Source organism: Pseudomonas sp. S9 (assembly GCF_000222125.1).
Lineage (GTDB): Bacteria > Pseudomonadota > Gammaproteobacteria > Pseudomonadales > Pseudomonadaceae > Aquipseudomonas > Aquipseudomonas segetis.
On the sequence record NZ_AFFX01000012.1, the window covers coordinates 84,112 to 109,858 of the forward strand.

24 protein-coding genes and 1 pseudogene are annotated in these 25,747 nt (G+C 56.4%); 6 read left to right on the forward strand and 19 right to left on the reverse strand.

Annotated elements, in window-relative coordinates; translation table 11 throughout:
* Window positions 1-61 precede the first annotated feature (61 nt).
* Window positions 62-460 carry a DUF1090 domain-containing protein gene (locus PSES9_RS0120220; protein WP_010490048.1) on the reverse strand — a complete coding sequence of 133 codons (399 nt, stop codon included), beginning with the start codon at window positions 458-460 and terminating at the stop codon, window positions 62-64.
* Between the two features lie 442 nt (window positions 461-902).
* On the opposite strand from PSES9_RS0120220, the gene PSES9_RS0120225 reads away from it, so the two are divergent.
* Window positions 903-2,492 (forward strand): ABC-F family ATPase, encoded by a 1,590-nt coding sequence (locus PSES9_RS0120225; protein WP_010490050.1) that lies wholly within the window; start codon window positions 903-905, stop codon window positions 2,490-2,492.
* Between the two features lie 226 nt (window positions 2,493-2,718).
* Here PSES9_RS0120225 and sucD read toward each other — a convergent pair whose 3' ends face one another.
* From sucD to sdhC, 9 genes are all read right to left on the reverse strand, one after another.
* A complete protein-coding gene (sucD, locus tag PSES9_RS0120230; protein ID WP_010490052.1) occupies window positions 2,719-3,606 on the reverse strand; it encodes a succinate--CoA ligase subunit alpha in 888 nt (295 codons plus the stop codon).
* Window positions 3,606-4,772 (reverse strand): ADP-forming succinate--CoA ligase subunit beta, encoded by a 1,167-nt coding sequence (gene sucC, locus PSES9_RS0120235; RefSeq protein WP_010490054.1) that lies wholly within the window; start codon window positions 4,770-4,772, stop codon window positions 3,606-3,608. Before sucC ends, sucD begins: the two co-directional genes overlap by 1 nt.
* A gap of 202 nt (window positions 4,773-4,974) precedes the next feature.
* Entirely contained in the window at window positions 4,975-6,411 is a 1,437-nt protein-coding gene (lpdA, locus tag PSES9_RS0120240) for a dihydrolipoyl dehydrogenase (protein ID WP_010490056.1), read from the reverse strand.
* A 64-nt stretch (window positions 6,412-6,475) separates the two neighbouring features.
* Window positions 6,476-7,696 carry a 2-oxoglutarate dehydrogenase complex dihydrolipoyllysine-residue succinyltransferase gene (gene odhB / locus PSES9_RS0120245; RefSeq protein WP_010490059.1) on the reverse strand — a complete coding sequence of 407 codons (1,221 nt, stop codon included), beginning with the start codon at window positions 7,694-7,696 and terminating at the stop codon, window positions 6,476-6,478.
* 66 nt (window positions 7,697-7,762) lie between these two features.
* Entirely contained in the window at window positions 7,763-10,594 is a 2,832-nt protein-coding gene (locus PSES9_RS0120250) for a 2-oxoglutarate dehydrogenase E1 component (RefSeq protein WP_010490061.1), read from the reverse strand.
* 253 nt (window positions 10,595-10,847) lie between these two features.
* Window positions 10,848-11,552 (reverse strand): succinate dehydrogenase iron-sulfur subunit, encoded by a 705-nt coding sequence (locus PSES9_RS0120255; protein WP_010490063.1) that lies wholly within the window; start codon window positions 11,550-11,552, stop codon window positions 10,848-10,850.
* Between the two features lie 11 nt (window positions 11,553-11,563).
* The gene (gene sdhA, locus PSES9_RS0120260; protein WP_010490065.1) at window positions 11,564-13,336 is read right to left on the reverse strand and encodes a succinate dehydrogenase flavoprotein subunit; all 1,773 of its coding nucleotides are present in this window, start codon (window positions 13,334-13,336) and stop codon (window positions 11,564-11,566) included.
* Between the two features lie 3 nt (window positions 13,337-13,339).
* Entirely contained in the window at window positions 13,340-13,708 is a 369-nt protein-coding gene (gene sdhD, locus PSES9_RS0120265; protein ID WP_010490068.1) for a succinate dehydrogenase, hydrophobic membrane anchor protein, read from the reverse strand.
* Window positions 13,702-14,088, reverse strand: a complete 387-nt coding sequence (gene sdhC / locus PSES9_RS0120270) for a succinate dehydrogenase, cytochrome b556 subunit (protein WP_176443230.1) — start codon at window positions 14,086-14,088, stop codon at window positions 13,702-13,704. Before sdhC ends, sdhD begins: the two co-directional genes overlap by 7 nt.
* Before the next feature lie 351 nt (window positions 14,089-14,439).
* Between sdhC and gltA the strand changes: the two genes are divergently transcribed.
* Window positions 14,440-15,714 (forward strand): citrate synthase, encoded by a 1,275-nt coding sequence (gltA, locus tag PSES9_RS0120275; RefSeq protein WP_010490072.1) that lies wholly within the window; start codon window positions 14,440-14,442, stop codon window positions 15,712-15,714.
* 81 nt (window positions 15,715-15,795) lie between these two features.
* On the opposite strand, the gene PSES9_RS0120280 is transcribed toward gltA, so the two are convergent.
* From PSES9_RS0120280 to PSES9_RS0120285, 3 genes and pseudogenes are all read right to left on the reverse strand, one after another.
* Window positions 15,796-16,401 carry an START domain-containing protein gene (locus PSES9_RS0120280; protein WP_010490074.1) on the reverse strand — a complete coding sequence of 202 codons (606 nt, stop codon included), beginning with the start codon at window positions 16,399-16,401 and terminating at the stop codon, window positions 15,796-15,798.
* A 34-nt stretch (window positions 16,402-16,435) separates the two neighbouring features.
* Window positions 16,436-16,696, reverse strand: coding sequence for a YkgJ family cysteine cluster protein (locus PSES9_RS24735; protein WP_010490076.1), 261 nt, complete (start codon window positions 16,694-16,696; stop codon window positions 16,436-16,438).
* 200 nt (window positions 16,697-16,896) lie between these two features.
* A pseudogene (locus PSES9_RS0120285) lies at window positions 16,897-17,784 on the reverse strand (NAD(P)-dependent oxidoreductase); the annotation flags it as partial.
* A 137-nt stretch (window positions 17,785-17,921) separates the two neighbouring features.
* Here PSES9_RS0120285 and PSES9_RS0120290 point away from each other — a divergent pair.
* From PSES9_RS0120290 to rhtA, 3 genes are all read left to right on the forward strand, one after another.
* Entirely contained in the window at window positions 17,922-18,470 is a 549-nt protein-coding gene (locus tag PSES9_RS0120290; RefSeq protein ID WP_010490079.1) for an exonuclease domain-containing protein, read from the forward strand.
* Window positions 18,471-18,533: 63 nt separating this feature from the next.
* Window positions 18,534-18,815, forward strand: a complete 282-nt coding sequence (gene ppnP, locus PSES9_RS0120295) for a pyrimidine/purine nucleoside phosphorylase (protein ID WP_010490082.1) — start codon at window positions 18,534-18,536, stop codon at window positions 18,813-18,815.
* A gap of 72 nt (window positions 18,816-18,887) precedes the next feature.
* On the forward strand, window positions 18,888-19,772 hold the full coding sequence (gene rhtA / locus PSES9_RS0120300; protein ID WP_010490084.1) for a threonine/homoserine exporter RhtA: 885 nt from the start codon (window positions 18,888-18,890) through the stop codon (window positions 19,770-19,772).
* Here rhtA and PSES9_RS0120305 read toward each other — a convergent pair.
* From PSES9_RS0120305 to PSES9_RS0120325, 5 genes are read right to left on the reverse strand one after another with little or no spacing between them, the layout of a single operon-like run.
* A complete protein-coding gene (locus PSES9_RS0120305; protein ID WP_029529681.1) occupies window positions 19,769-21,553 on the reverse strand; it encodes an ABC transporter transmembrane domain-containing protein in 1,785 nt (594 codons plus the stop codon). The two genes, rhtA and PSES9_RS0120305, sit on opposite strands and share 4 nt — an antisense overlap.
* Before the next feature lie 42 nt (window positions 21,554-21,595).
* Window positions 21,596-21,970 (reverse strand): DoxX-like family protein, encoded by a 375-nt coding sequence (locus PSES9_RS0120310; RefSeq protein WP_010490088.1) that lies wholly within the window; start codon window positions 21,968-21,970, stop codon window positions 21,596-21,598.
* Window positions 21,963-22,385, reverse strand: a complete 423-nt coding sequence (locus PSES9_RS0120315; protein ID WP_010490090.1) for a thiol-disulfide oxidoreductase DCC family protein — start codon at window positions 22,383-22,385, stop codon at window positions 21,963-21,965. Before PSES9_RS0120315 ends, PSES9_RS0120310 begins: the two co-directional genes overlap by 8 nt.
* 22 nt (window positions 22,386-22,407) lie before the next feature.
* Complete coding sequence (locus PSES9_RS0120320) at window positions 22,408-22,980, reverse strand: DUF1287 domain-containing protein (RefSeq protein ID WP_010490092.1); 573 nt, start codon at window positions 22,978-22,980, stop codon at window positions 22,408-22,410.
* Window positions 22,981-22,989: 9 nt separating this feature from the next.
* Window positions 22,990-24,102 (reverse strand): ATP-NAD kinase family protein, encoded by a 1,113-nt coding sequence (locus PSES9_RS0120325; protein ID WP_010490093.1) that lies wholly within the window; start codon window positions 24,100-24,102, stop codon window positions 22,990-22,992.
* Between the two features lie 176 nt (window positions 24,103-24,278).
* Between PSES9_RS0120325 and PSES9_RS25120 the strand changes: the two genes are divergently transcribed.
* The gene (locus PSES9_RS25120; RefSeq protein WP_010490095.1) at window positions 24,279-24,455 is read left to right on the forward strand and encodes a PA1571 family protein; all 177 of its coding nucleotides are present in this window, start codon (window positions 24,279-24,281) and stop codon (window positions 24,453-24,455) included.
* Between the two features lie 19 nt (window positions 24,456-24,474).
* Here PSES9_RS25120 and pdxB read toward each other — a convergent pair whose 3' ends face one another.
* A complete protein-coding gene (gene pdxB, locus PSES9_RS0120335) occupies window positions 24,475-25,629 on the reverse strand; it encodes a 4-phosphoerythronate dehydrogenase PdxB (RefSeq protein WP_010490097.1) in 1,155 nt (384 codons plus the stop codon).
* Window positions 25,630-25,747 lie beyond the last annotated feature (118 nt).

Consider the following 25,747-nt stretch of genomic DNA (forward strand, 5'->3'; position numbering starts at 1 on the left):
CAACGCCCACAAATGCGGGCGTTTGGGTCGTAAGCCAAGTCAGAATCAGGATGCGACTGGATTATTTCTCCAACTCTTGCAACGCCTCATCCAGTTCCTCACGGGCCTCGGCGAGTTTTTCCTTACGTTTGTTGATCTTTTCAAGATCGCCTTTCTTCATGGCTTCATCAAGATCGGACTTGCGTTCGCTGACTTCGTGCTTGGCGTCAAGAACGGCCTTTTCACGGTCTTTCCTAAGCGATTCATCGGTACAGTTTTCATTGATTTCACTGAGCGCTTTTTCCAAACCAGCCTGCTGGTTGGTATTGCCGTGGGATTTTGCAAACTCCAGTTTCTCGATGATGTCCTGCTTCTTGGCGGCACAACCCTTGAGGGTTTCAGGCGCCTGCTCGGCAGCAATCACCGGCACAGCCAATAGGCTGCACAGGGTCAAGATCGACAAGGGGGTAAAAATTTTCATAAAAGATCCATCTAGAATAACAATAGGTGCGATGCGCTAACGCATGCTCAACAAGTGTCATGCTAGCAGGCCCCAGCCCCCAAAGGGACATCATCTCGCACGCTTGCGTAGCAGGAATTTGTTTATATTTCCGGATGTTGACCCAAGTCAGCCCATAAACAAACAGCCCGCCATTGAGGCGAGCGATTTGATAGCACCAACAATCCCGTTGTCGGCCACCGTGCAACTGTAGTCTCACCTATGCGACAATAGGCGTAATGTCTGGCATCACCCCCGCATTCATTTCCCAGCAGCTCAGCCAACCTGTGCCGACGCTGCTCTTTTAGTATGCACGCTGGATCGACTCAAGCTCCGGCCGGAGCTGACTGGAAAAGCCAGGTTTTGGTATCAAATGGGTATCAGGCCAATCCAGACACATCTAAGTTATTGATAGGTAAGCCCTTTGATCTCCACCGCTAACATCACCATGCAGTTCGGCGCCAAGCCACTGTTCGAGAACGTTTCCGTCAAATTTGGCAACGGCAACCGCTATGGCCTGATCGGTGCCAATGGCTGTGGCAAGTCGACCTTCATGAAGATCCTCGGTGATGATCTTGAACCGTCGAGCGGCCAGGTGATGCTTGAGCCAAACGTACGCCTGGGTAAGCTTCGCCAGGACCAATTCGCCTACGAAGAATTCAACGTGATCGATACCGTGATCATGGGCCACGCCGAGTTGTGGCGGGTCAAGGCTGAGCGTGACCGAATCTACTCGCTGGCTGAAATGACCGAAGAAGACGGCATGGCTGTCGCCGAGTTGGAAACCGAGTTCGCGGAAATGGACGGCTACACCGCCGAATCCCGCGCTGGCGAGTTGTTGCTTGGCCTGGGCATTCCGCTGGCCCAGCACTTTGGCCCGATGAGCGAAGTAGCACCAGGCTGGAAGCTGCGGGTATTGCTGGCCCAGGCGTTGTTCTCCGACCCGGATGTGTTGCTGCTCGACGAACCGACCAACCACCTGGATATCAACACCATCCGCTGGCTGGAGAACATTCTCACGGCGCGTAACAGCACCATGATCATCATTTCTCACGACCGTCACTTCCTCAACAGCGTCTGCACCCACATGGCGGACCTGGATTACGGCGAACTACGCCTGTTCCCGGGTAACTACGATGAGTACATGACAGCGGCGACCCAATCGCGCGAACAATTGCTCGCCGACAACGCCAAGAAGAAGGCACAGATCAGCGAACTGCAAAGTTTCGTTAGCCGCTTCTCGGCCAACGCCTCGAAAGCCAAGCAAGCCACTTCACGCGCCAAGCAAATCGACAAGATCCAACTGGCTGAAGTCAAGCCGTCGAGCCGTATCAGCCCGTTTATCCGCTTTGAACAGACTAAAAAACTGCATCGCCAGGCAGTGACTGTCGAGCACATGGCCAAGGGGTTTGATGGCAAGACCTTGTTCAAGAACTTCAGTTTTACCGTTGAAGCGGGTGAGCGCGTGGCGATCATCGGCCCTAACGGTATCGGCAAGACCACCCTGCTGCGCACCCTGATGGGTGAACTGACGCCGGACGCAGGCTCGGTGAAGTGGACGGAAAGCGCTGAGCTGGGTTACTACGCCCAGGACCATGCCCATGACTTTGAAGATGACCTCACGCTGTTTGAGTGGATGGGTCAATGGACTCAAGGCGGTGAGCAACTGGTACGCGGCACCTTGGGTCGCATGCTGTTCTCCAACGATGACATCCTCAAGTCAGTCAAGGTGATCTCCGGTGGAGAGCAAGGCCGCATGCTGTTCGGCAAGCTGATCCTCAACAAGCCTAACGTGCTGATCATGGATGAACCGACCAACCACTTGGACATGGAATCCATCGAAGCCCTCAACCTGGCGCTGGAAAACTACCCGGGTACGCTGATTTTCGTCAGCCACGACCGTGAGTTCGTAGGCTCGCTGGCCACCCGTATCATCGAGCTGAGCGACAGCGGCGTGACCGACTTTAGCGGCACCTACGATGATTACCTGCGTAGCCAGGGCGTTATCGTCTAAGCGCCCTGCTCCACAGCAAAAAGCCCGCTCTTGTAGCGGGCTTTTTGCTGCGTGTATGACTTGGGCAGCTAGGCTATTGGCGGACAGAAAAGCGCTGTCCGTCCTACGACACCCGTAGGGCGTGACAACGCGAAGCTTGTCCACCGTGGGCAGGCGATGATCAAGGTAACTCTTTCCCAATAAAAAAGGCCACCCGAAGGTGGCCTCTTTCCAGACAAAAAAGCGATTAGGCTTTTTTGACTTCCCAACCAGTCAGCTCAGCCAGGGCTTTGCCGATGTCAGCCAGGGAACGCACGGTTTTAACGCCAGCGTCTTGCAGGGCAGCAAACTTCTCGTCTGCAGTGCCCTTGCCGCCAGAGATGATTGCACCAGCGTGACCCATACGCTTGCCCGCAGGAGCGGTAACACCAGCGATGTAGGAAACGACAGGCTTGGTCACATTGGCCTTGATGTAGGCAGCAGCTTCTTCTTCAGCCGAACCGCCGATCTCACCGATCATAACGATCGCTTCGGTCTTTGGATCTTCCTGGAACAGCTTCAGGATGTCGATGAAGTTGGAGCCTGGGATCGGGTCACCACCGATACCAACGCAAGTCGACTGACCGAAACCGGCGTCAGTAGTCTGCTTGACAGCTTCGTAAGTCAGGGTGCCGGAGCGCGACACGATACCTACTTTGCCTGGCAAGTGGATGTGGCCTGGCATGATGCCGATCTTGCACTCGCCCGGAGTGATAACACCTGGGCAGTTAGGGCCGATCAGGACAACGCCCAGCTCGTCACACTTAACCTTGGCTTCAAGCATGTCGATAGTAGCAATACCTTCGGTAATGCAAACGATCAGCTTGATACCGCCCATTGCTGCTTCCAGGATCGAGTCCTTGCAGAATGGAGCCGGTACGTAGATAACGCTGGCAGTAGCGCCAGTGGTTTCTACAGCTTCTTTAACAGTGTTGAACACTGGCAGGCCCAGGTGAGTTGAACCACCCTTGCCTGGAGTCACGCCGCCAACCATTTGGGTGCCGTAGGCAATGGCTTGTTCGGAGTGGAAGGTACCCTGCGAGCCGGTGAAGCCCTGGCAGATTACTTTGGTATCTTTATTGATCAGGACGCTCATTACTTGCCCTCCGCAGCTTTGACGACTTGCTCAGCAGCGTCGGTCAAGCTGGTTGCCGCGATGATGTTCAGGCCACTTTCAGCCAGGACTTTAGCGCCCAGCTCAGCGTTGTTACCTTCAAGGCGAACAACAACCGGAATCTTAACGCCGACTTCTTTCACAGCGCCGATGATGCCTTCGGCAATCATGTCGCAACGAACGATACCGCCGAAGATGTTAACCAGAACGGCTTTAACATTGTCATCCGAGAGGATGATCTTGAACGCTTCGGTAACGCGCTCTTTGGTCGCGCCGCCACCAACGTCCAGGAAGTTGGCTGGCTGACCGCCGTGCAGGTTGACGATGTCCATGGTACCCATGGCCAGGCCAGCGCCGTTGACCATGCAGCCGATGTTACCTTCAAGGGCAACATAGTTCAGTTCGAACTTGGCAGCGTGGGCTTCGCGTGGATCGTCCTGCGACGGGTCATGCATGGCGCGCAGCTTAGGCTGGCGGTACATGGCGTTGCTGTCGATGTTGATCTTGGCGTCCAGGCAGTGCAGGTTGCCGTCAGCCTTGATTACCAGCGGGTTCACTTCCAGCAGCGCCAGGTCGTAGTCCTGGAACAGCTTGGCCAGGCCAACGAAGATCTGGGTAAATTGCTTGATCTGGTTACCTTCCAGGCCCAGCTGGAAAGCCAACTCGCGACCCTGGAATGGCTGAGCGCCAACCAGTGGATCGATAGTTGCCTTGAGGATTTTCTCAGGGGTGTCGTGTGCCACTTTCTCGATGTCTACGCCACCTTCAGTGGACGCCATGAACACGATACGACGGCTGGAACGATCGACTACAGCGCCCAGGTACAGTTCCTTGGCGATGTCAGTGCAGGATTCAACCAGGATCTTGCTGACAGGCTGGCCGCTGGCGTCAGTCTGGTAAGTCACCAGACGCTTGCCCAGCCAGTTGGCTGCGAATGCCTTGGCATCTTCTTTGCTCTTGACCAGCTTCACGCCGCCCGCTTTACCGCGGCCACCAGCGTGGACCTGGGCTTTAACAACCCACTCATTGCCACCAATTTTGTCGCAAGCTTCTGCGGCTTCTTCTGGGGTGTCTACTGCGAAGCCTTGGGATACGGGCAGGCCGTATTCAGCGAATAGCTGCTTACCCTGATACTCGTGGAGATTCATGCTTGTCTACCGTCTTCGTTTAGGTATTGCGCATTCGGTGCTGCAATTTAATGCCGCACCACCTGTGACCGCCATCTTGAGCAGTCCGACGTACATTCCGCGCTTGACCGGAGTCAAACACGGGCAGTAGTCGTGGTTCTTTTTGTCCAGTAACCGATGGGCCTGCCGTGTAGGCAGACCCAGGGGTTAATAGTCAGTTCACTTAGCGTTTTTTGCGATTGGCAATGTGAATGGCGCCGCCATTTACTGCCAATGCTGCTTCGTGCAACGCTTCGGAAAGGGTTGGGTGCGAGAACACCATCATCCCTAAATCTTCGGCACTGGTGCCGAATTCCATGCCGATTGCACCCTGCTGAACCAACTCAGCAGCGCTTGGGCCAATGACGTGAACGCCCAACACGCGATCAGTCTTGGCATCGGCAATAACCTTGACCATGCCGCCGGTGTCATTTGCAGCCATTGCACGACCACTGGCCGCGAATGGGAAAGTACCGACATTTACAGCAATCCCGTCAGCCTTGAGCTGTTGTTCGGTTTTACCAACCCACGCGATTTCCGGGTGAGTGTAGATAACCGATGGGATCAAGTCATAGTTCATTTGAGCTTTGTGACCGGCGATACGCTCGGCAACCATCACGCCCTCTTCCGAGGCTTTGTGCGCGAGCATTGCACCACGAACCACGTCACCAATGGCATATACGCCTGGAACGCTGGTTTCGCACTGGTCGTTGACGAAGATGAAACCACGCTCATCCATGTCAACCCCGCTGTCAGCTGCCAGCAGATCAGTGGTCACAGGACGACGGCCAACCGCGACGATCAGCTTGTCGAAAGTCATTTTCTGCTCGCCATCGGCGTCGGTGAAGCTCACGGTCACTTGCTTCTTCTTCACTTCAGAAGCAGTCAGGCGTGCGCCCAGCAGAATTTTCAGACCCTGCTTGGTCAGGGTTTTCATCGCTTCCTTGGAGATCTGGTCATCAGCTGCTGGCAGGAACTTGTCCTGAGCTTCGATTACAGTCACCTGCGAACCCAGGCGAGACCAAACCGAACCCAACTCCAGGCCAATAACGCCAGCGCCGATAACGCCCAGGGTCTTAGGTACAGCCTGGAAGTCCAGGGCGCCGGTCGAGTCAACGATAACGTCCTGGTCAACAGGTGCTGGTGGGATATCGATCGGCTTGGAGCCTGAAGCGATGATCACATTACCGGCTTCAACAATCTGAGTAGTGCCGTCTTGGGCAGTGACTTCAACTTGCTTGCCAGACAACAGCTTGCCGTGGCCTTCAAGCAGGGTAACGCCGTTGGCCTTGAACAGGGTAGCAACGCCGCCAGTCAGGTTCTTGACGATGGTGTCCTTGCGACCAACCATTGCAGGCACGTCCATGCTCACGCCTTTGGCAGTGATACCGTGGACGGCAAAGCCTTCCTGGGCTTCGTGGTACTTCCACGAGCTGTCGAGCAGGGCCTTGGAAGGAATGCAACCTACGTTCAGGCAGGTACCGCCCAGGGCGATCTTGCCAGCTTTATCCTGATACTTCTCGATACAGGCAGTCTTCAAGCCCAGTTGCGCCGCCTTGATAGCAGCTACATAACCGCCAGGGCCGGCACCGATGACTACCACGTCGAATTTCTGAGACATTACTGATTCCTTCTAAAATAAACGGGGCGGCTCCTTGTGGGAGCCGCCAAGGGAGAAACTGGGTTTAGATATCCAGCAGCAGGCGTGCAGGATCTTCCAGCAGGTTCTTGATGGTCACCAGGAAGGTCACGGCTTCCTTACCATCGATCAGGCGGTGATCGTAAGACAGCGCCAGGTACATCATAGGACGAATAACAACCTGACCATTGATCGCCATCGGGCGCTGCAGGATATTGTGCATACCCAAGATAGCAGCTTGCGGCGGGTTAACGATCGGTGTCGACATCATCGAACCAAAAGTACCACCGTTGGTGATGGTGAAGGTACCGCCAGTCATCTCGTCAATCGACAGTTTGCCGTCGCGGGCTTTCTTGCCGAAAGTGGCGATGCCATTTTCGATTTCAGCCAGGCTCATCGACTCGGCGTTACGCAGCACAGGTACAACCAGGCCACGGTCGCTCGAAACAGCAACGCCAACGTCGGCGTAGCCGTGGTAAACGATGTCGGAACCGTCGATCGAAGCGTTTACAGCCGGGAAGCGCTTGAGTGCTTCGGTGGCTGCCTTGACGAAGAACGACATGAAGCCCAAGCGTACGCCATTGTGCGACTTCTCGAACAGGTCCTTGTACTTCGAACGCAGTGCCATGACTTCAGTCATGTCGACTTCGTTGAAAGTGGTCAACATCGCCATGTTCGATTGAGCTTCAACCAGACGCTCGGCAACCTTGGCGCGCAGACGGGTCATTGGTACGCGCTTTTCAACGCGATCACCAACAGCCATCGCCGGGGCGCTGGCAGGTGTAGCAGCCGGCTTGGCGACTGGCGCGTTTTTCTTGGCTTCAACAGCTGCGACAACGTCTTCTTTAGTGACGCGACCGCCTTTGCCGGTACCTGTGATGCTGCTTGGGTTGATGCCGTTTTCTTCAGCCAGCTTGCGGGCAGCAGGCGAAAGGATTTGGTCGTCGTCACCAGCAGCCGGCACGGCAGCAGGTGCCTCAGCCTTGGCAGCAGGAGCCGAGGCAGCGGCAGCCGGAGCAGCTGCGGCAGCGCCTTCGTTCAGGCGGCCCAGCAGTTCGTTGCTCAGTACGGTGTCGCCTTCGTTCTTGACCACTTCAGCGATAACGCCGTCGGCTTCAGCCAATACTTCGATAACAACTTTGTCCGTTTCGATGTCAACAATCAGCTCATCGCGCTTGACTGCGTCGCCCGGCTTTTTGTGCCAGGTGGCAACGGTACCGTCAGCAACCGATTCCGGGAAAGTTGGGGCATTAATATCGATAGCCATTGTGTGTGTCCTTAAATTCGGTTTTCAACGAGGCGGCCTACTCAGGCCGCCTCTTGCGCTCGGGCGTTAAACAGTAAAAGCGTCTTGCAGCAGTTTTTCCTGCTGCTCGGCGTGCAACGATGCATAACCGCATGCTGGAGATGCAGAACCTTCACGGCCGGCATACTCAAGAACCAGGGTTTTCTTATGCGCAGCAACCACACGGCGCATGTGATGCTGGCTGCAATACCAGGCACCTTGGTTCATCGGCTCTTCCTGACACCAGACGATGTGCTTGAGGTTCTTGTACGCAGCAAGCGCCTCAGTCAGATCTTCTTCAGGGAACGGATAGAGCTGTTCGAGGCGTACGATTGCAATGTTGTTCAAACCTTCAGCGCGACGCTTTTCGAGCAAGTCGTAATAGACCTTGCCGCTACACATCACGACACGGTCAACCTTCTTCGGATCGAGTGCATCGACCTCTGGAATCACCGTCTGGAACGAACCTTCGGCCAGATCTTCCAGCGTCGAGATTGCCAATTTGTGGCGCAACAGCGACTTAGGCGTCAATACGACCAATGGCTTGCGCAGCGGGCGAATCACCTGGCGACGCAGCAAGTGGTAGATCTGGGCCGGGGTGGTCGGTACGCAAACCTGCATATTGTGCTCGGCACAAAGTTGCAGATAACGCTCCAAGCGCGCCGAGGAGTGCTCTGGCCCCTGCCCTTCATAACCATGGGGCAAGAGTATGGTCAGACCACAGAGACGACCCCACTTGGTTTCACCGCTGGAGATGAACTGGTCGAATACAACCTGGGCACCGTTGGCGAAGTCACCGAATTGCGCTTCCCAGATAACCAGGCCATTTGGCGTGGTTGTGGAATAACCGTATTCGAACGCCAGCACTGCTTCTTCAGACAGGAACGAGTCGTACAGATCGAAATCCGGTTGCTCGTTATACAGTTTCTGAAGTGGCACGTAGGTGCTGCCATCCTTTTGGTTGTGCAGCACAGCATGACGGTGCGAGAAGGTACCGCGACCCACGTCCTGACCGGTAATACGGATCGGATGGCCTTCGAACAACAGGGTGGCGTACGCCATGGTTTCGGCGTAACCCCAGTTGATCGGCAAAGCACCGGCGGTCATCTTCTGGCGATCTTCGTAGATCTTCGAAACCTGGCGCTGAACCACGAAGCCGTCTGGGGTTTCCAGCAGCTTGGCCGACAACTCTTGCAGGGTCTTCAGATCAAAACGGGTGTCGTGACGCGCAGTCCAGGCGTGGCCCAGATACGGACGCCAATCAACGAACAGCTCTTTGTTAGGCTCTTTGACCAAGCTCTTCACAACATGCTGGCCGTTATCCAGTGCCGCGCGATATTCATCGCTCTTGGCCTGAACTTCCTCGGCGGTCTGGCGCGATGCGTTGATCAACATCTCGGCATACAGCTCACGGGTGGTGCGCTGCTTGGCGATTTGCTGGTACATCAGCGGCTGGGTGCCGTTCGGCTCATCGGCTTCGTTGTGACCGCGACGACGGTAGCAGACGAGGTCAATAACCACGTCGCGCTTGTACTGCATGCGGTAGTCGACAGCCATCTGCGTGACAAACAACACGGCTTCCGGATCATCGCCATTTACATGGAAGATCGGTGCCTGGATCATTTTCGCCACATCAGTGCAGTACTCGGTGGAACGAGCATCGTCTACACGGCTGATGGTGAAGCCAACCTGGTTATTGATGACGATATGGATGGTGCCGCCAGTCTTGAAGCCGCGAGTCTGCGACATCTGGAAGGTTTCCATGACCACGCCCTGACCTGCAAAGGCAGCGTCACCGTGGATGGAAATTGGTAGAACCTTGTCACCCACATCATCGCTGCGGCGGTCTTGGCGGGCACGTACAGAGCCCTCGACAACCGGCGAGACGATTTCAAGGTGAGACGGGTTGAATGCAAGCGCCAGGTGGACTTCGCCACCCGCTGTCATCACGTTCGAGGAGAAACCCTGGTGATACTTGACGTCACCCGAGCTCAGGCCTTCGGTCTTCTTGCCTTCGAATTCGTCGAACAGGTCGCGCGGATTCTTGCCGAAGGTGTTGACCAATACGTTGAGGCGACCACGGTGGGCCATGCCGATGACAATTTCCTTGGTGCCATAGGAGCCACTGCGCTGGATGATTTCATCAAGCAACGGGATCAGGCTCTCGCCACCTTCGAGACCAAAGCGCTTGGTGCCCGGGTATTTGGTACCCAGGTACTTCTCCAAACCTTCAGCCGCAGTCAGGCGCTCAAGCACGTGGCCTTGCACTTCCGCGGAATATTGGGGACGACCACGAACGCTTTCCAGGCGCTGCTGGAACCAGCTGCGCTGCTCGGAATCGACGATGTGGGTAAATTCTGCGCCAATGGTGCGGCAATATGTCTGCTGCAACGCTTCGAGAATTTCCCGCAAACTTGCCTCTTCCTTGCCGATAACAAGGCCACCCGTGCGGAACGTGGTGTCCATGTCAGCGTCGGTCAGGCTGTAGTGATTGATCGACAGGTCAGCCGGCAGCGGGCGCTGCCAAAGACCCAGCGGATCAAGCTGCGCAGCCTGATGACCACGCATGCGGTAGGCCTGAATCAGACGCAGAACCTCGACTTGCTTTTTCTCGTGCTCGCTGCTGACGCTAGCGGCAGAAACCGGTTGCGCACGGGCTTTGTTTTTAGCGAGCAGGACGAAATGGTCGCGAATCGTGGAGTGCGATACGTCTGTTGTGGCGCCACCATCGGCCGGTAACTTCTGAAAGTAAGTGCGCCACTCTTCTGGCACAGCGTTGGGATCGTGCAGGTAAAGCTCATAGAGCTCTTCCACATAGGCAGCGTTTCCACCGGATAGGTGGGCACTGTCCCACATGCGCTGCATCACGCTTTCTTGCATGCTTGGTCACCCTCGGTTAGGGGACACCACCGGCGTAGAAACCGCGTGGGCTTTCGAAGTCCTGATGCAGCGACCTCGGTAAAGCCACCACGGATCCCGCAGATAGTCCGGGCTCCGGCCCAGATGCCCCTGCTGGTCGTCATAATATTTCAAATAAGAACCGCGGCTTTTTGAGCTGCGATTCTGGCTATAACTGCGGCATCGCATGAAGCACGATACCGCAGGCGTTACAGGTCTAGCAGAAAACGATGAATCAAGTACCGCTTTGCAACAACATACCGCGAATGTGGCCGATTGCCTTGGTCGGGTTCAGACCCTTGGGGCAAACGCTCACGCAGTTCATGATGCTGCGGCAGCGGAACACACTGAATGGATCATCCAATGCCGACAAACGTTCAACTGTTTTTGTATCACGGCTGTCAGCCAGGAAACGATAGGCTTGCAGCAGTGCAGCAGGACCGAGGAACTTATCAGGGTTCCACCAGAACGACGGGCAGCTGGTTGAGCAGCAAGCGCACAGGATGCACTCGTACAGACCGTCCAGCTTCTCGCGTTCTTCAGGGCTCTGCAGGCGCTCGATAGCCGGCGTTGGCGTATCGTTCTGCAAAAACGGCTGAACCTTCTCGTACTGCTTATAGAAGATGCTCATATCGACAACCAGGTCACGAATGACTGGCAAACCTGGCAGAGGACGAATCACCAGCTTGTTGTTTTTCACCACAGCCGACAGCGGCGTGATGCAAGCCAGGCCATTCTTGCCATTGATGTTCATGCCATCGGAGCCACACACGCCCTCACGGCAAGAACGACGATAGGAGAAGCCTTCGTCCTGTTCTTTCACCAGCGCCAGAACGTCAAGAACCATGATGTCCTTGCCGCCTGTATCGATCTGGAAGTCCTGCATGAACGGCGCGGAGTCGCTCTCAGGGTTATAGCGATAAACACTTACTTGCAACATATCAGCCACCCTTAGTAAGTCCGGATCTTAGGTTCAAAGGTCGGAACTGTCTTCGGCGAGAAGTTGACGGCACGCTTGGCTACGCGCTTTTCACCTGGGAAGTACAGGGAATGGCACAGCCAGTTTTCGTCATCACGATCTTCGAAGTCTTCACGAGCATGGGCACCGCGAGACTCTTTACGTGTCTCGGCAGCAACAGCGGTCGCTTCAGCAACTTCAAGAAGGTTTTGCAGTTCCAGGGCTTCGATACGGGCAGTATTGAAAGCCTGACTCTTGTCCGCGATCTTGACGTTCGCGATCCGCTCACGCAGGTCGGCCAATTGGGTAATGCCCTTCTGCATGTATTCGCCAGTACGGAATACACCGAAGTAGTTCTGCATGCAGCTTTGCAGCTCTTTACGCAGCGGGGCTACATCTTCGCCAGTGGTACGTTCGTTAACGCCCGCCAAGCGACCCAGCGACTGTTCAATGTCAGTTGCGCTGGCATTGCGATGCTCAACACCTTCTTTGAGCGATTTTTCGAGGTGCAGGCCAGCAGCACGGCCGAATACCACCAGGTCGAGCAGCGAGTTGCCGCCCAGGCGGTTAGCGCCGTGCACCGATACACACGCCACTTCGCCCACGGCAAACAGACCTTCGATGATCTTGTCGTTGCCGTTGGCATCCTGAGTGATCGCCTGGCCATGAATGTTGGTGGCAACGCCGCCCATCATATAGTGGCAGGTAGGAACAACCGGGATCGGGGTTACAGCAGGGTCAACGTGAGCGAAGGTCTTGGACAGCTCAACGATGCCTGGCAGACGGCTCAGCAGGACTTCTTCGCCCAGGTGATCCATCTTCAGCATTACGTGGTCGCCATCAGGACCACAACCGTTACCGGCAATGATCTCTTTAACCATCGAACGTGCAACAACGTCGCGACCAGCAAGGTCTTTGGCGTTTGGCGCATAACGCTCCATGAAACGCTCGCCGTGCTTGTTGATCAGGTAACCACCCTCACCCCGGCAACCTTCGGTTACCAGTACACCAGCGCCGGCAATACCGGTCGGGTGGAACTGCCACATTTCGATGTCCTGAACCGGAACACCCGCACGCAGCGCCATGCCAATGCCGTCGCCGGTGTTGATCAGGGCGTTGGTGGTGGACGAATAGATACGACCAGCGCCACCAGTAGCCAGAACCACGGCCTTGGCACGGATATAAACGGTTTCGCCGTTTTCAAGGCAGATTGCGATTACACCGACAATGACGCCGTCCTGGTTCTTGACCAGGTCTACCGCGTACCACTCGTTGAGGAACGAGGTACCAGCCTTGAGGTTACCCTGATAAAGGGTGTGCAACAGCGCGTGGCCTGTACGGTCGGCAGCTGCGCAAGTACGAGCAGCCTGGCCGCCCTTACCGAAATCTTTCGACTGACCACCGAATGGACGCTGATAGATGCGGCCGGTTTCAGTACGGGAGAATGGCAGCCCCATGTGCTCGAGCTCGAACACAGCTTCCGGACCTACAGAACACATGTATTCGATAGCGTCCTGGTCACCGATATAGTCGGAACCCTTGACGGTATCGTACATGTGCCAGCGCCAATCATCGTTCGGGTCAGCCGAGGCGATCGCACAGGTAATACCGCCCTGGGCCGATACAGTGTGCGAACGGGTTGGGAAAACCTTGGTGACTACTGCGGTTTTGTGACCGCCTTGAGCCAGTTGCAGTGCGGCACGCATGCCTGCACCGCCGCCACCAATGATGATGGCGTCATAGGAAAGTGTACGAATGCTAGTCATGGATCAGATACCCCAAAGAATCTGCACGCCCCAGACGAAAAACGCGAACATGGCAATGCCACACGCAGCCTGGAACAGAAAACGCACGGCCGTAGCCCACTTACCGACAGCCATGCTGGTCAGGTAGTCAGTGGAGATTGTCCACATACCAACCCAGGCATGAACGCTAAGCGAAACTAAAGTCAGCAAGCTGAAGATGCGCATTGCTTGATTGGAGAACAGACCATGCCAGTCGGCATAACCCATGCCAGGATGGGCGATCACATAACCCAGCAAAAACAGTACATAAGCCGCGAGCACGACTGCTGAAACGCGTTGTGCCATCCAGTCATACAGACCCGAACGCGACAAGTTAGTGACATTAGTTACCATATCCATACCCCCAGCAGCAGAATCATGACCGCTGCGACAGCGAGTACGATTTTCGAGCCCAATGCACCGCCCTCGAGCGATTCACCGATGCCCATGTCCATGATGATGTGGCGTACGCCAGCCACCAGGTGGTACAGCAAGGCGGACAACAATGCCCAAATCACGAACTTAGCCAAAGGGCTAGTCAGGCATTCTTTCACCTCGGCAAAGCCTTCCTCTGAGGCAAGCGACTTGTCGAGCGCATAGAGCAACACGGCAATGCCGACAAAGAGGATGACACCGGAGATACGGTGAAGAATGGACGTGTAAGCGGTGATTGGGAGCTTGATAGTCCTAAGGTCTAGGTTTACAGGTCGTTGGCTATTCACGGCTTTTTTTATCACACTGAGAGCCCCGAAGTTGCAGGGCAAAGTTGTCGGGAGGTGCACTGGTCAGGTACCCATCACCCAAGGAGTGAAAACCACCAGATACAGGGTTAAAAGCCCTTAGTGGTTGGCCGCAGAGTATAGACAGTTAGGTTACTAATGACAACGCACCAGCCTATCCTTCGTGCAGATTGCGCGGATTATTTAAATCACGTAAAAGCGCAACTTATCCTTAATAATCAGCAGCCAACAGGCTCTACCCCATAGTGTTTTAGCAAATTGACTTTAGAATTTATCCCACTATAGTGGTGCGGGCCCTGCGTGGGGGGCTGTCTGATGATATCAAGCATAACTAGGAGGCCACACATGGCTGACAAAAAAGCGCAGTTGGTCATCGAGGGCGCTGCCCCCGTCGAGCTGCCTATTTTAACCGGCACCGTTGGTCCCGATGTAATAGATGTAAGAGGCTTAACAGCCACGGGCCGCTTCACTTTTGATCCGGGCTTTATGTCCACCGCGTCTTGCGAGTCGCAAATCACCTACATCGATGGTGAACAAGGCATTCTGCTTCACCGCGGTTATCCGATCGAACAGCTCGCCGAGAAAGCTGACTACCTGGAAACCTGCTACCTGCTGCTCAATGGCGAACTGCCTGACGAAGCGCAAAAAGCTCAATTTGTAACCACCATCAAGAACCACACCATGGTTCACGAGCAGTTGAAGACCTTCTTCAACGGCTTCCGTCGCGATGCACACCCGATGGCCATTATGTGTGGCGTGGTTGGCGCCCTCTCCGCCTTCTATCACGACTCCCTGGACATCAAGAACCCGCATCACCGCGAAGTCTCGGCCATGCGCCTGATTTCCAAGATGCCGACCCTTGCAGCGATGACCTACAAGTACTCCATGGGCCAACCCATGATGTACCCGCGTAATGACCTCAATTACGCTGAAAACTTCCTGCACATGATGTTCAACACCCCGTGCGAAATTAAGCCGATCAGCCCGGTTCTGGCCAAGGCCATGGATAAGATCTTTATCCTCCACGCCGACCACGAACAGAACGCATCGACTTCAACCGTTCGCCTGGCTGGCTCCTCCGGCGCCAACCCCTTTGCCTGTATCGCGGCCGGTATCGCTGCACTTTGGGGGCCTGCTCACGGCGGCGCCAACGAAGCCGTACTGAGCATGCTTGATGAGATCGGTGATGTTTCGAACATCGACGCCTTCATCGCCAAGGCCAAGGACAAGAACGATCCGTTCAAGCTCATGGGCTTCGGGCACCGCGTCTACAAGAACCGCGACCCGCGCGCCACCGTGATGAAGCAGACCTGCGATGAAGTTCTAAAGGAGCTGGGCATTACCAATGACCCACAACTGGAACTGGCAATGCGTCTCGAAGAGATTGCACTGACCGATCCATACTTTATCGAGCGCTCGCTCTACCCGAACGTAGACTTCTACTCGGGCATCATCCTCAAGGCAATCGGTATCCCAACCAGCATGTTTACAGTGATTTTCGCACTGGCACGCACTGTTGGCTGGATCTCGCACTGGAAAGAAATGCTCGAAAGCCCGTACAAGATTGGCCGTCCACGCCAGCTGTACACCGGTAAGGAGCAGCGCGATATCAATAGATAAGCCAACCAGGCCTGTTTAATCGCGTAAAAAAGGCTGCCAACTGGCAGCCTTTTTTGTGGGCAACGGGAGAACACCGCCGGGTTATTTCTTCTCGGCCAGTTCGCGGTAGTTTTTCAGGGTATTGAACGGCGCATCGACCACGAACTTGTTGGCCAGCCACGATGGCACGCTACCGCCTGGCTCGGTATGCACCTCATACACCACTTCGACTTCGCCAGCCTTTTTCGGCGTAAAGACCCAGCGACCTTCCAGCTCGCTGACCCTGACAAAGCCTTTTTCTGACGGCAGGTAATCAGGCACCCCGTGCATCACCCGGGTCGCGCCGCCATTGGCATCCTGCCTGGTGGTGACTTCCATGACCGAGTCACGCGGAGTTACCGGCCATGGTGTGTTGAATTGAGCATAGATCCAGGTTTTATCACCTTCGTGCTTGAGCATTTTTTGCATCTTGCACTCATGAATCCATGCACAGGAACCGGCTACATCATTTTGCAGCTTGAGTAGTGTCGGTAAATCGGCCTTGACTGTCGTCACACCGCGATAGGCCTTGTATTCCGAGCCCTTCACATCACTCAGATAAACCTTGATCCCGGCTTCATCCTTCACCAGGTTCCAGTCCTGCCCATGGGCGGTACTTACAGCCAGGACTGTAACGCCAGCCACTAACAACCGTGTAAACAGAGCCATTATTTCTCCCAGGCGTTTGCCTGCTGGTAATTGATTAACACGCCACAGCGGTAGAGCCTTCAAGCCAGGCGAGCAAACGTATTGCGTCTTCCCGAGTGTCGCCACATACCTCTATATCCGCATTGAATGCAGAACAGACTGCGGGACGCTCGGGCTGACCGAAGATCATGCAGAAATTGGCCTCATCCAACTGAACGCAACGCACACCTGCAGGTTTGCCGTTGGGCATTCCCGGAATGGGTGAGCTGATCGAAGGAGAGATGCAGCAAGCGCCACAGCCAGCACGGCATTTCATGACCCGAAAACCCTCTATTAAAAGCATAATCACGACAGGTCGCCGATTTTACCTGGCCGCAGGCGAAATTAGCAGCATTGCGAGTTAAGGTCCCACTCAAAGGCCGTCGACTGGCCCGAAAGTCGAACGCAGTAGCTGTAAAGAGATTCCAAAATCGGGCGTCCGACCGCAACGCCCAATGCCTTAGGCAGCAAACAGACTCAGGAGTTCTTTGCCGGCTTAAGTCGTGAAATCAGGCTCGATGTATCCCAGCGCCCTCCACCGGCCGCCTGGACATCGGCATAGAACTGATCAACCAGCGCAGTGACAGGCAATTGCGCGCCATTGCTGCGAGCCTCGGCCAGCAGGATGGACAAGTCCTTGCGCATCCAGTCGACGGCGAAGCCGAATTCGAACTCACCATCGAGCATGGCTTTATGGCGATTCTCAAGCTGCCAGGATTGCGCTGCGCCCTTGCTGATCACCTCCATGGCGCCAATACCATCGAGCCCGGCGCACTGCGCAAAATGCAGAGCCTCGGACAAGCCCTGAACAACACCGGCGATACAGATCTGGTTGACCATCTTGGTCAGTTGGCCGCTACCAGCCGGCCCCATGAGCCGAACCATCTTGGCGTAGGCATCGATAACAGGCTGCGCTCTATCGAAATCGGCCTGCTCGCCACCGACCATGACCGTCAGCACGCCATTTTGCGCACCTGCCTGACCACCTGAAACCGGGGCATCAAGAAAGCCTATGGAGCGCCCCCTGGCGATTTCTGCCAGCTCACGGGCGACAGTCGCAGAGGCTGTTGTGTGGTCAACCAATACGCTTCCGGACTGCATGCCCGCCAACGCACCGTCTTCACCGAGCACGACACTGCGCAAATCATCGTCGTTACCCACGCAAACCATTACCAGGTCCGCGCCTTGTGCAGCTTCACGGGGTGTCGCAGCGCACTCGCCTGCATACTCTTCGACCCACTGCTCGGCCTTGGCCGCGGAGCGATTGTAGACGCAGACTTGATGGCCATCGCGCGCCAAATGCCCCGCCATGGGATACCCCATTACACCTAATCCAATAAAGGCTACGTTGGCCATTTGAAACCTCCAGGTTGATTTATCAGCAGCCTAACATGGCTTTTGCCGCACTTGTCGGGCACTTGCATACTGCCGCCATTGTCCTAAAACCTAATAGTAAGTTTGCCGACAGCGCGAGTACAGGCTCGCATGCTCATGGAGAGCCTATGGGACATTGGTTAGTGATTGACCTGGAAGCTACGACCGAGGAAGGCGGCTGGCCGATCGAAGAGATGGAGATCATCGAAATCGGCGCCAGCATGGTGAATGCCCAAGGCCATGAGATCGACCATTTCCAGCGTTTTGTCAGGCCTCTCAGGCGCCCTCACCTGACCAGGTTTTGCCGCGACCTGACCCATATCAGCCAAACCGATGTCGACAGCGCAGGGCCATTGTCTGAAATCTGGCCTCACTTTGAGCGCTGGCTCAGCCAGCACCACCCGCGCCTGATCGGCTGGGCAAGCTGGGGCGAATATGACCGCCGCCAGCTTGAGCAAGACTGGCGCCTGCAACAGCTCAGCAGTCACCTGAGCACGCTCAGCCACCTGAATCTAAAAAAATCCTTCGCCCAGGCGCGCAAACTACAGCAACCGGTGGGCCTGCACACCGCACTGCAACTCTCTGGAATCAATTTCAGCGGGCAACAGCACCGCGCGCTTAGCGACGCGCGCAACACCGCTCGATTACTGCCAATGGTTTTACCTATTCAAAGCTGATGACGACCCGATCAGGCTTCGGCATACTGGCGACCCTTTTTCAGCCCTTGCGAGGATGTGCATATGTTCAAAGTGAATGAGTACTTCGACGGCACCGTCAAATCTATTGCTTTCGATATGGCTGCAGCCCCTGCCACTATCGGCGTAATGGCTGCTGGCGACTACGAATTTGGCACTAGCCAGCTCGAAGTCATGCATGTTGTAGCAGGCGCACTGACTGTTCAATTACCCGGTTCGGAGAGCTGGGAAACATTCGAGTCGGGCAGCACCTTCACAGTGCCGGCCAATAGCAAATTCAAGCTCAAGGTCGCGGTTGATACGGCTTATCTCTGCGAATACCGCTAATTGCTTGATGGCTGAATAACCGGCCTGCGGGCCGGTTTTTTTATTGCTCCTGTATCTGATCTGGAATCGACAATGCCCCGCGCCATTCCCGCTACCGCCATCGTGCTGCCAATCGCCCTGCTCCTGGTGGCCATGGTGTCTATCCAGAGCGGAGCATCGCTTGCAAAAAGCCTCTTCCCGCTGATTGGCGCCGAAGGCACAACCGCTTTGCGCCTGGGCTTTGGCGCAATCATTCTGGCAATCATCATGCGCCCCTGGCAGGCACGCTTGAGCCTGGCTTCCTGCAAGGCGCTGCTGGCGTATGGGCTGGCGTTGGGCGGCATGAACCTGTTGTTCTATATGTCGCTTAAGACCATCCCGCTTGGGATTGCCGTTTCCCTCGAATTCACTGGCCCCCTGGCCCTCGCCCTGCTGTCATCTCGGAGATTGCTAGACTTTGTCTGGGTGGCGATGGCAGTCACCGGCTTGTGGCTACTGCTACCGAGCAACCATTCCGAGCAAGCGCTTGATCCCCTGGGCATGGCGTATGCGCTCGGCGCCGGGCTGTGCTGGGCGATGTACATCATTTTCGGCCAGAAAGCCGGTGCCCAGCATGGCAAGCATACCGCCTGCCTGGGCACACTGGTCGCCGCCGCATTGGTCATCCCCATTGGCATGTGGCAGGCCGGTTCCGCCCTTTACAACCTCGACCTGCTACCTATTGCGTTGGCGGTAGCGGTACTTTCATCAGCACTGCCCTACAGCCTCGAAATGATTGCCCTGACACGCCTGCCTTCACGCACCTTCAGTATCCTGATGAGCCTTGAACCCGCGGTAGCAGCCCTCACTGGCCTGCTGTTTCTCAGCGAGCAACTGCACTTCAACCAATGGCTGGCCATCAGCTTTATCATCCTTGCGTCCGCAGGCGCGGCGGCCACCATCAGGCCCCAGGTAAAGCCTGTTGATCTGCAAGGCTAAGCCTCGCTCAGGTCTGACTGCGGATCTGAAAACTGCAGCTCGGCCAGACGCGCATACAGCGGGCTGCTGTTGATCAACTGCTGGTGCGTGCCGATAGCCACCAGCCTGCCCGACTCGATCACCGCGATTCGCTCAGCACTTTTAACAGTTGCCAGGCGATGCGCAATCACCAGCGTGGTACGCCCCTGCATCAATCGCGGCAAGGCTTGCTGGATCAGATGCTCACTTTCAGCATCCAGCGCGCTGGTGGCTTCGTCCAGCAGCAATATCGGCGCATCAAGCAACAGGGCCCGGGCAATCGCCAAGCGTTGGCGCTGACCACCGGACAAGCCCAAGCCTCCATCCCCAAGATGAGTTTGATAGCCGTCCGGCAGCTTCATGATGAACTCATGAGCGTGCGCTGCGCGTGCAGCAGCCTCGACCTCGGCGTGGCTTGCAGCCGTCTTGCCGTAGCGAATATTGTCTTCGACAGTGCCAAAGAACAGTGCAGGATTTTGCGAAACCAGCGCAAAGCTCTGCCTCAACTCACTCGGATCGAGCTGATCAATCGGCTGGCCATCAATCAGGATGCGCCCATGTTGCGGATCGAAAAAGCGCAGCAGCAAATCAAAAATCGTTGACTTGCCCGCACCTGAAGGCCCGACCAAGGCGACGGTTTGCCCCGGCTCGACCAGCAAATCCATGCTGTCGATGGCAAAAGTGTCGAGCCGCGACGGATAGGCAAAACTTAACTTCTGCAACTCTATGCGCCCTTGAACCGGCTGCGCCAGGCTCAGCTTATTTACCGTCGGAGCCAGGATTTCATTGCGCGCCTGCAGCAGTTCGGCAATCCGTTCGGCTGCGCCTGCCGCCCGTTGCAGCTCTCCGATCACCTCGCTGAGCGTGCCAAACGACGAGCCGACGATCAGGCTGTAAAACACAAAGGCGGCCAGCTCACCGCCGCTTATACGCCCAGCAATCACATCCATGCCGCCAACCCAGAGCATCACTCCGACAGCGCCCAGCACCAGGACGATCACCACCGTAATCAACCATGCACGCTGGGCAATTCGCTCGCGCGCCGTGTCGAATGCAGCCTCGGCGGAAAGCGCAAAACGGCGGATATCTTCGTGCTGGTGGTTATAGGCCTGAACTGTTTTGATCTGGCCGAGCACCTCGGCCACGTAGCTGCCGACATCGGCCACCCGGTCCTGGCTCTGGCGCGACAGTGCGCGCACGCGACGACCAAAGACAAGAATGGGCGCAACAACCAGCGGCAACGCAACCAGGACGATACCGCTGAGCTTTGGATTCGTGATAATCAGCAAAACCACGCCGCCGATCATGATGATCAGGTTACGCAGCGCCATGGACAGGGACGAGCCAATAACCGATTGCAGCAAGGTCGTGTCGGCGGTCAGGCGCGATTGAATCTCTGAGCTGCGGTTACTTTCATAGAACCCGGGATGCAAGGTAATCAGGTGATCGAACACGCGCTTGCGAATATCGGCAACCACCCGCTCACCCAGCCAGGAAACCAGGTAGAAACGCGTGTAGGTTCCCAAAGCCAGCGCCAGCACCAAGACGAAGAACAAGCCAATCGAATGCTCCAATGCTTCGCGTGATTGGGTGGCCAATCCCTGATCGACCAGCAGCTTGATGCCCTGCCCCATGGAAAGTGTGATTGCCGCGGTAAAGATCAACGCCAGTAAGGCGCCGAATACACGAGCACGATAAGGCGAGATAAAGCGCCAGGCCATGCGCAGTGCATTTCTCTGATGTAACGACAGGATCGAAAACATGAAGGCTCGCTGGCGCGATGACGCCGGTTAAGGGGAAAGCGATTACGGCGTCTGCGCCCGCCAGGCCACCCAGCACAAGGCCAAGGCAGCGAGATTGGTCGACACTGGATTAAACGCCTGTATCAGTAGATGGGGGCTAAACAGTGCCACATCAAGCAGCAAACCAATCAGCAGCGCCCCCGCCAGCAGCAATGGCCAGCGTTGGCGCCGCCACAGCAACAACAGACCCAGGGTGATTTCTGCCAAGCCGGCGATACGGGCTATCCATTCGGGGGCTGGCAAGCCATGGGCCTGGATCATCGCCAGTTCATCCGGGCTTAGCCAGAGGATCTTCGGCACCAAGCCGTGCCAGATAAACAACAGCGCCAGGGCAATACGCGCTAGCCAGGCGATCTGCAGTAAACGAGGATCACCCATGCAAGAAACGCCGGGCGTGGTCGGCGCTTGGCAGCAGACACTGATCATAACGGCCAAAGAGCCGATAGCGGTTCAGGGCAATACGGTTGTAGCACCAGTCACGCACAGGCCGCGGAATCAGCCGCAACCACTTTAAATACCGCCAGGGACCGGGCAATTGGGCGAAAATGCGCAGCACTGCATCCGAACGCAGCAGCATCTGGCCATTCTCGATCAATGCCATGCTGTCGAAATGATCAAGGGGCAAACCGCCCCACCCCAACAATGCCTGGCCTTCCTTCGACTGAACCGAAGCCAGGCGAAAGCGTTGCTCAATATCGTGGCGAATCAAGAATTTCGCCCAGCCGTTACACAGCTTGCACACACCATCAAACAGCACCACGCGCTCGTCAGCCTGGATGAAAGGGGGCTGCATATACATCTCCTCTGCGCAGCCCTCAGGCCTCGGGGATGCGGTAATGGCCAGTAATTCTGAAGTTGAACAGGATGTCTTCTTCCTGGGTACCGCGACCAATGTTATGCAGCACCAGGGGCACACCACTGCTCGCCTTGCGGTCGCTGATAATACCGATATGGGTCAGGCCGCCACCCAGGTCCCAGGTGACGATATCGCCGGGACTATAGTGCTCGGCATCTTGATCAAGCGCCAGCGCCCAACCCTGGCGCTTGAACCAGGTCATCAGGTTGGGTACACGACGGTGGTCGATATTACTGTCGGGGCGAGTCAGCCCCCAGCTCTTCGGGTACTGGCCAAAGTGGGCGCGCATGTCCTGATGCACTGCCTGCTGCAGATCCAGCCCTTGCTGGCGCAGCGCACGAATCAGCACATCGGTACATACGCCGGTACTGATAGGCACATCACCATTAGGATAGGCCAGGCGCCGGTAGGCCGGGTCATAGCCAAGGGTCACACCCACCTGCTGACGTGCGGCCAGCACCAGTTTGTCCGCCTCGACGGCCTGGGCAGCAAAGGCGAGCAGCCAGATCAGCAACAGACTCACAACCCGCATCACGACCTCCTATCGACTCAGGGGATAAAGCAACTCTTCCTTGTAACCGGCCCACACCCGCACGGCATCGGGAAAGGCATCATCCAGCGCGATGTCGCCGCTGTCCACCAGCAACGGACGACCTTGCAGTGTGCCGAGCTTGCGTTTGGTTGCGACCACTCGCAGGTGCTCAAGGCCGATGGCACGAAGCACCCTTGGACTGATCTGCTGGTTGCCACGGCCAATAATATGGCCCTGGCCGCCAATAGCAGTCACCAATAGGCGCGCCGGATGATCAGCCACCAGCGCGTACAACTGCGCCTCGGTGACATCGCTGGCCAGCAACTGGCCATTTTCGATCACGTCCACGCCCAGCAGCGTGGTTTCCAAACCCAGGTTTCGCGCCAGTCCATGCAGGGTCGAGCCAGGCCCAAATACATAACGCACATCGTCTTCCCAACTGTCCTGCAGCCAATCTGCCAGATCGCCAAGCACCAGCTCTTCAGACTCAACACCACCCTGCTTGACTTGCTGCACATAACCGCCCTCTTCCGGAACGCTCAACTCGCCGTACCAGCGCGCAGTGACACGTCCTTCGCGCAATGCGGACTCATCAATGTCACGCACCTCGCCACTGGCCAGGCGCACCAGCCCCCCGGTTATCAATCGAGCGGTTAACTCACCCGCCGCACGGGGACTGATGGCATAGACCCCGGACTGGATCTTCACTCCGGCCGGGATCCCCAGCACTGGCTGGCCTTCGCGCACGGCAGCGCAGATATCACGCGCAGTTCCGTCACCGCCAGCAAACAAGATCAAGGCCACGCCAGCGTCCTGCAACAGTTCCACGGCATTGCGTGTATCAGCGGCCGTCGTCTGCTGCGCTATAGCGCCGATCACACGATGAGCGAAGCCCATGTCACCCAGCAAATCGGCGCCCATGCTGCCCGGAAAGGTAACAAATTCAACCCGGTCCTTAAGCTCGGCCAAACAATCCAGAGCGGTACGTGTACGCAATGCAGCCTTTGGCTCGCTGCCCAGCGCCAATGCCTGCTCTGCAACGCCATCACTGCCTTTGAGACCTGCTGGGCCGCCAAGTCCGGCGAGCGGGTTGATGATTAACCCGATGTGAAAGCGCGACATACAAGAACTCCAAAATAATCCGACAATTTAGCCAATATTGTTGCTTCCCGGCTTTCCAAGTACCGGGCTTTTTTGGCAGAGTAATCCTACGTGAAAGCCTGACTGCATGCAGTGCCGTCAAAATGGCCATGCAGGAGTTGCAGTTTCAACCAGACGTTGCGCTGAGGAGACCGACCATGAGCAACTCAAATCCGCCCAAGCAAAGCAGCAACAGCTCGGTTAACCCTGACAAACCCGTTGGCGGGGCGATCATCGACGAGCAAGGGCGTGAAGTCGAGATAACCGAGCACATGATTCAGGATGCCTGCGAAGAGCTCGAAAAAAGCCGCGCAGCCAACCAAAGCAAAGACTGAGCTCCGCACAGCAAACGCGCTAGCCCGCCTGGCGCGTTACCACACCCAGCGCCTTTAGCGCCTGCACAAGCTCTGCCGAAGGCGGGCCTGCAAAACTGACCTCGAGCCCGGTAATTTCGCGGCGCATCGGGTAGTGCTTGCGCAGCGCATCGAATGCCGCGCGCTGTTGTGCGCTATCGGCGAACAAGCTCCTGCGAAAATCCGCATCATCACGGCGTGGGTCGTAAACCGCACGGCAAAGACTGCCAATCAACCAGTCGCGCTCCACCGAGGCATCGAAATGCATCTGCGCCAACCACGCCGGCGGCGTCAGATCTTCAAGTCGGTGTTGCTCGGGCTGTCCCAGAAACGAGCACAATGCACTGTAGATCTGCGCAGTACCACGTAACTTGCCGTCGAGGCTATAGCCTGCAATATGCGGCGTCGCAATCCGGCACAATGCTGCCAGTTCGACCTCGACACTTGGCTCCGCCTCCCAGACATCCAGCACCGCGCGCAGGTCATCACGTTGCGCCAGCAGTTCTCGCAACGCTGCATTATCGATCACCGGGCCGCGACTGGCATTGATAAGCCAGGTACCGGGCCTTAACCGACCGAGATTCTCGGCATCGAACAAATGATGGGTCGGATGCTCGCCAGCTTTATCCAGTGGCGTATGCAAGCTGATCACGTCACAGTCACTGATGATTTGCTGCAGGCTGACAAAATCTCCGCCTTCGATGGACTGTCGCGGTGGATCACAGACCAGAACCGTCCAGCCCAGCCCTTGCAGCACCGCTTGCAGGCGACCGCCAACCTGCCCCGCACCGACGATGCCGTAGGTGCGCCTTGACAGGTCAACCCCCTGGTCTTCGGCAAGCACCAGCAAGCTCGAAAGTACGTAGTCGACAACACCCCGAGCGTTGCAACCCGGGGCGCTGGACCAGGCAATATTGGCTTGCTGGAAATACTCGAGATCGAGATGGTCGGTGCCAATGGTGCAGGTACCAACGAAGGATACCGGACTGCCTTGCAACAATTGCTGATCAACCTTGGTAACCGAGCGCACCAGCAGTACATCGGCATTGGCCACCGCAGCGGCGTCGATCGAACGGCCTGGCAGGCGCGTTATAGGCCCAAAACCGGCAAAAAACTCATCAAGCAGCGGGATATTTTCATCTGCAACAATTCGCATGGCGTGGCTCCACGGGACAAGCCTGCATTCTAACAGCAAGGGGTCGATATTCATCCGCCAAGGTCTGGCAAATCATTTGTTACAACGCCCTGCACCATTAACCCGGCCAATGCCTGAA

What these genes read in the sequence shown, in the direction of transcription:
- pdxB (WP_010490097.1), bottom strand. Translation starts at nt 25,629, where the DNA reads ATGCGAATTGTTGCAGATGAAAATATCCCGCTGCTTGATGAGTTTTTT.
- rhtA (WP_010490084.1), top strand. Translation starts at nt 18,888, where the DNA reads ATGCCCCGCGCCATTCCCGCTACCGCCATCGTGCTGCCAATCGCCCTG.
- PSES9_RS0120290 (WP_010490079.1), top strand. Translation starts at nt 17,922, where the DNA reads ATGGGACATTGGTTAGTGATTGACCTGGAAGCTACGACCGAGGAAGGC.
- PSES9_RS0120305 (WP_029529681.1), bottom strand. Translation starts at nt 21,553, where the DNA reads ATGTTTTCGATCCTGTCGTTACATCAGAGAAATGCACTGCGCATGGCC.
- PSES9_RS0120320 (WP_010490092.1), bottom strand. Translation starts at nt 22,980, where the DNA reads ATGCGGGTTGTGAGTCTGTTGCTGATCTGGCTGCTCGCCTTTGCTGCC.
- PSES9_RS0120315 (WP_010490090.1), bottom strand. Translation starts at nt 22,385, where the DNA reads ATGCAGCCCCCTTTCATCCAGGCTGACGAGCGCGTGGTGCTGTTTGAT.
- odhB (WP_010490059.1), bottom strand. Translation starts at nt 7,696, where the DNA reads ATGGCTATCGATATTAATGCCCCAACTTTCCCGGAATCGGTTGCTGAC.
- sdhD (WP_010490068.1), bottom strand. Translation starts at nt 13,708, where the DNA reads ATGGTAACTAATGTCACTAACTTGTCGCGTTCGGGTCTGTATGACTGG.
- ppnP (WP_010490082.1), top strand. Translation starts at nt 18,534, where the DNA reads ATGTTCAAAGTGAATGAGTACTTCGACGGCACCGTCAAATCTATTGCT.
- PSES9_RS0120250 (WP_010490061.1), bottom strand. Translation starts at nt 10,594, where the DNA reads ATGCAAGAAAGCGTGATGCAGCGCATGTGGGACAGTGCCCACCTATCC.
- PSES9_RS0120280 (WP_010490074.1), bottom strand. Translation starts at nt 16,401, where the DNA reads ATGGCTCTGTTTACACGGTTGTTAGTGGCTGGCGTTACAGTCCTGGCT.
- sdhA (WP_010490065.1), bottom strand. Translation starts at nt 13,336, where the DNA reads ATGACTAGCATTCGTACACTTTCCTATGACGCCATCATCATTGGTGGC.
- sucD (WP_010490052.1), bottom strand. Translation starts at nt 3,606, where the DNA reads ATGAGCGTCCTGATCAATAAAGATACCAAAGTAATCTGCCAGGGCTTC.
- lpdA (WP_010490056.1), bottom strand. Translation starts at nt 6,411, where the DNA reads ATGTCTCAGAAATTCGACGTGGTAGTCATCGGTGCCGGCCCTGGCGGT.
- PSES9_RS25120 (WP_010490095.1), top strand. Translation starts at nt 24,279, where the DNA reads ATGAGCAACTCAAATCCGCCCAAGCAAAGCAGCAACAGCTCGGTTAAC.
- PSES9_RS0120310 (WP_010490088.1), bottom strand. Translation starts at nt 21,970, where the DNA reads ATGGGTGATCCTCGTTTACTGCAGATCGCCTGGCTAGCGCGTATTGCC.
- PSES9_RS0120325 (WP_010490093.1), bottom strand. Translation starts at nt 24,102, where the DNA reads ATGTCGCGCTTTCACATCGGGTTAATCATCAACCCGCTCGCCGGACTT.
- PSES9_RS0120255 (WP_010490063.1), bottom strand. Translation starts at nt 11,552, where the DNA reads ATGTTGCAAGTAAGTGTTTATCGCTATAACCCTGAGAGCGACTCCGCG.
- PSES9_RS24735 (WP_010490076.1), bottom strand. Translation starts at nt 16,696, where the DNA reads ATGAAATGCCGTGCTGGCTGTGGCGCTTGCTGCATCTCTCCTTCGATC.
- PSES9_RS0120220 (WP_010490048.1), bottom strand. Translation starts at nt 460, where the DNA reads ATGAAAATTTTTACCCCCTTGTCGATCTTGACCCTGTGCAGCCTATTG.
- gltA (WP_010490072.1), top strand. Translation starts at nt 14,440, where the DNA reads ATGGCTGACAAAAAAGCGCAGTTGGTCATCGAGGGCGCTGCCCCCGTC.
- sucC (WP_010490054.1), bottom strand. Translation starts at nt 4,772, where the DNA reads ATGAATCTCCACGAGTATCAGGGTAAGCAGCTATTCGCTGAATACGGC.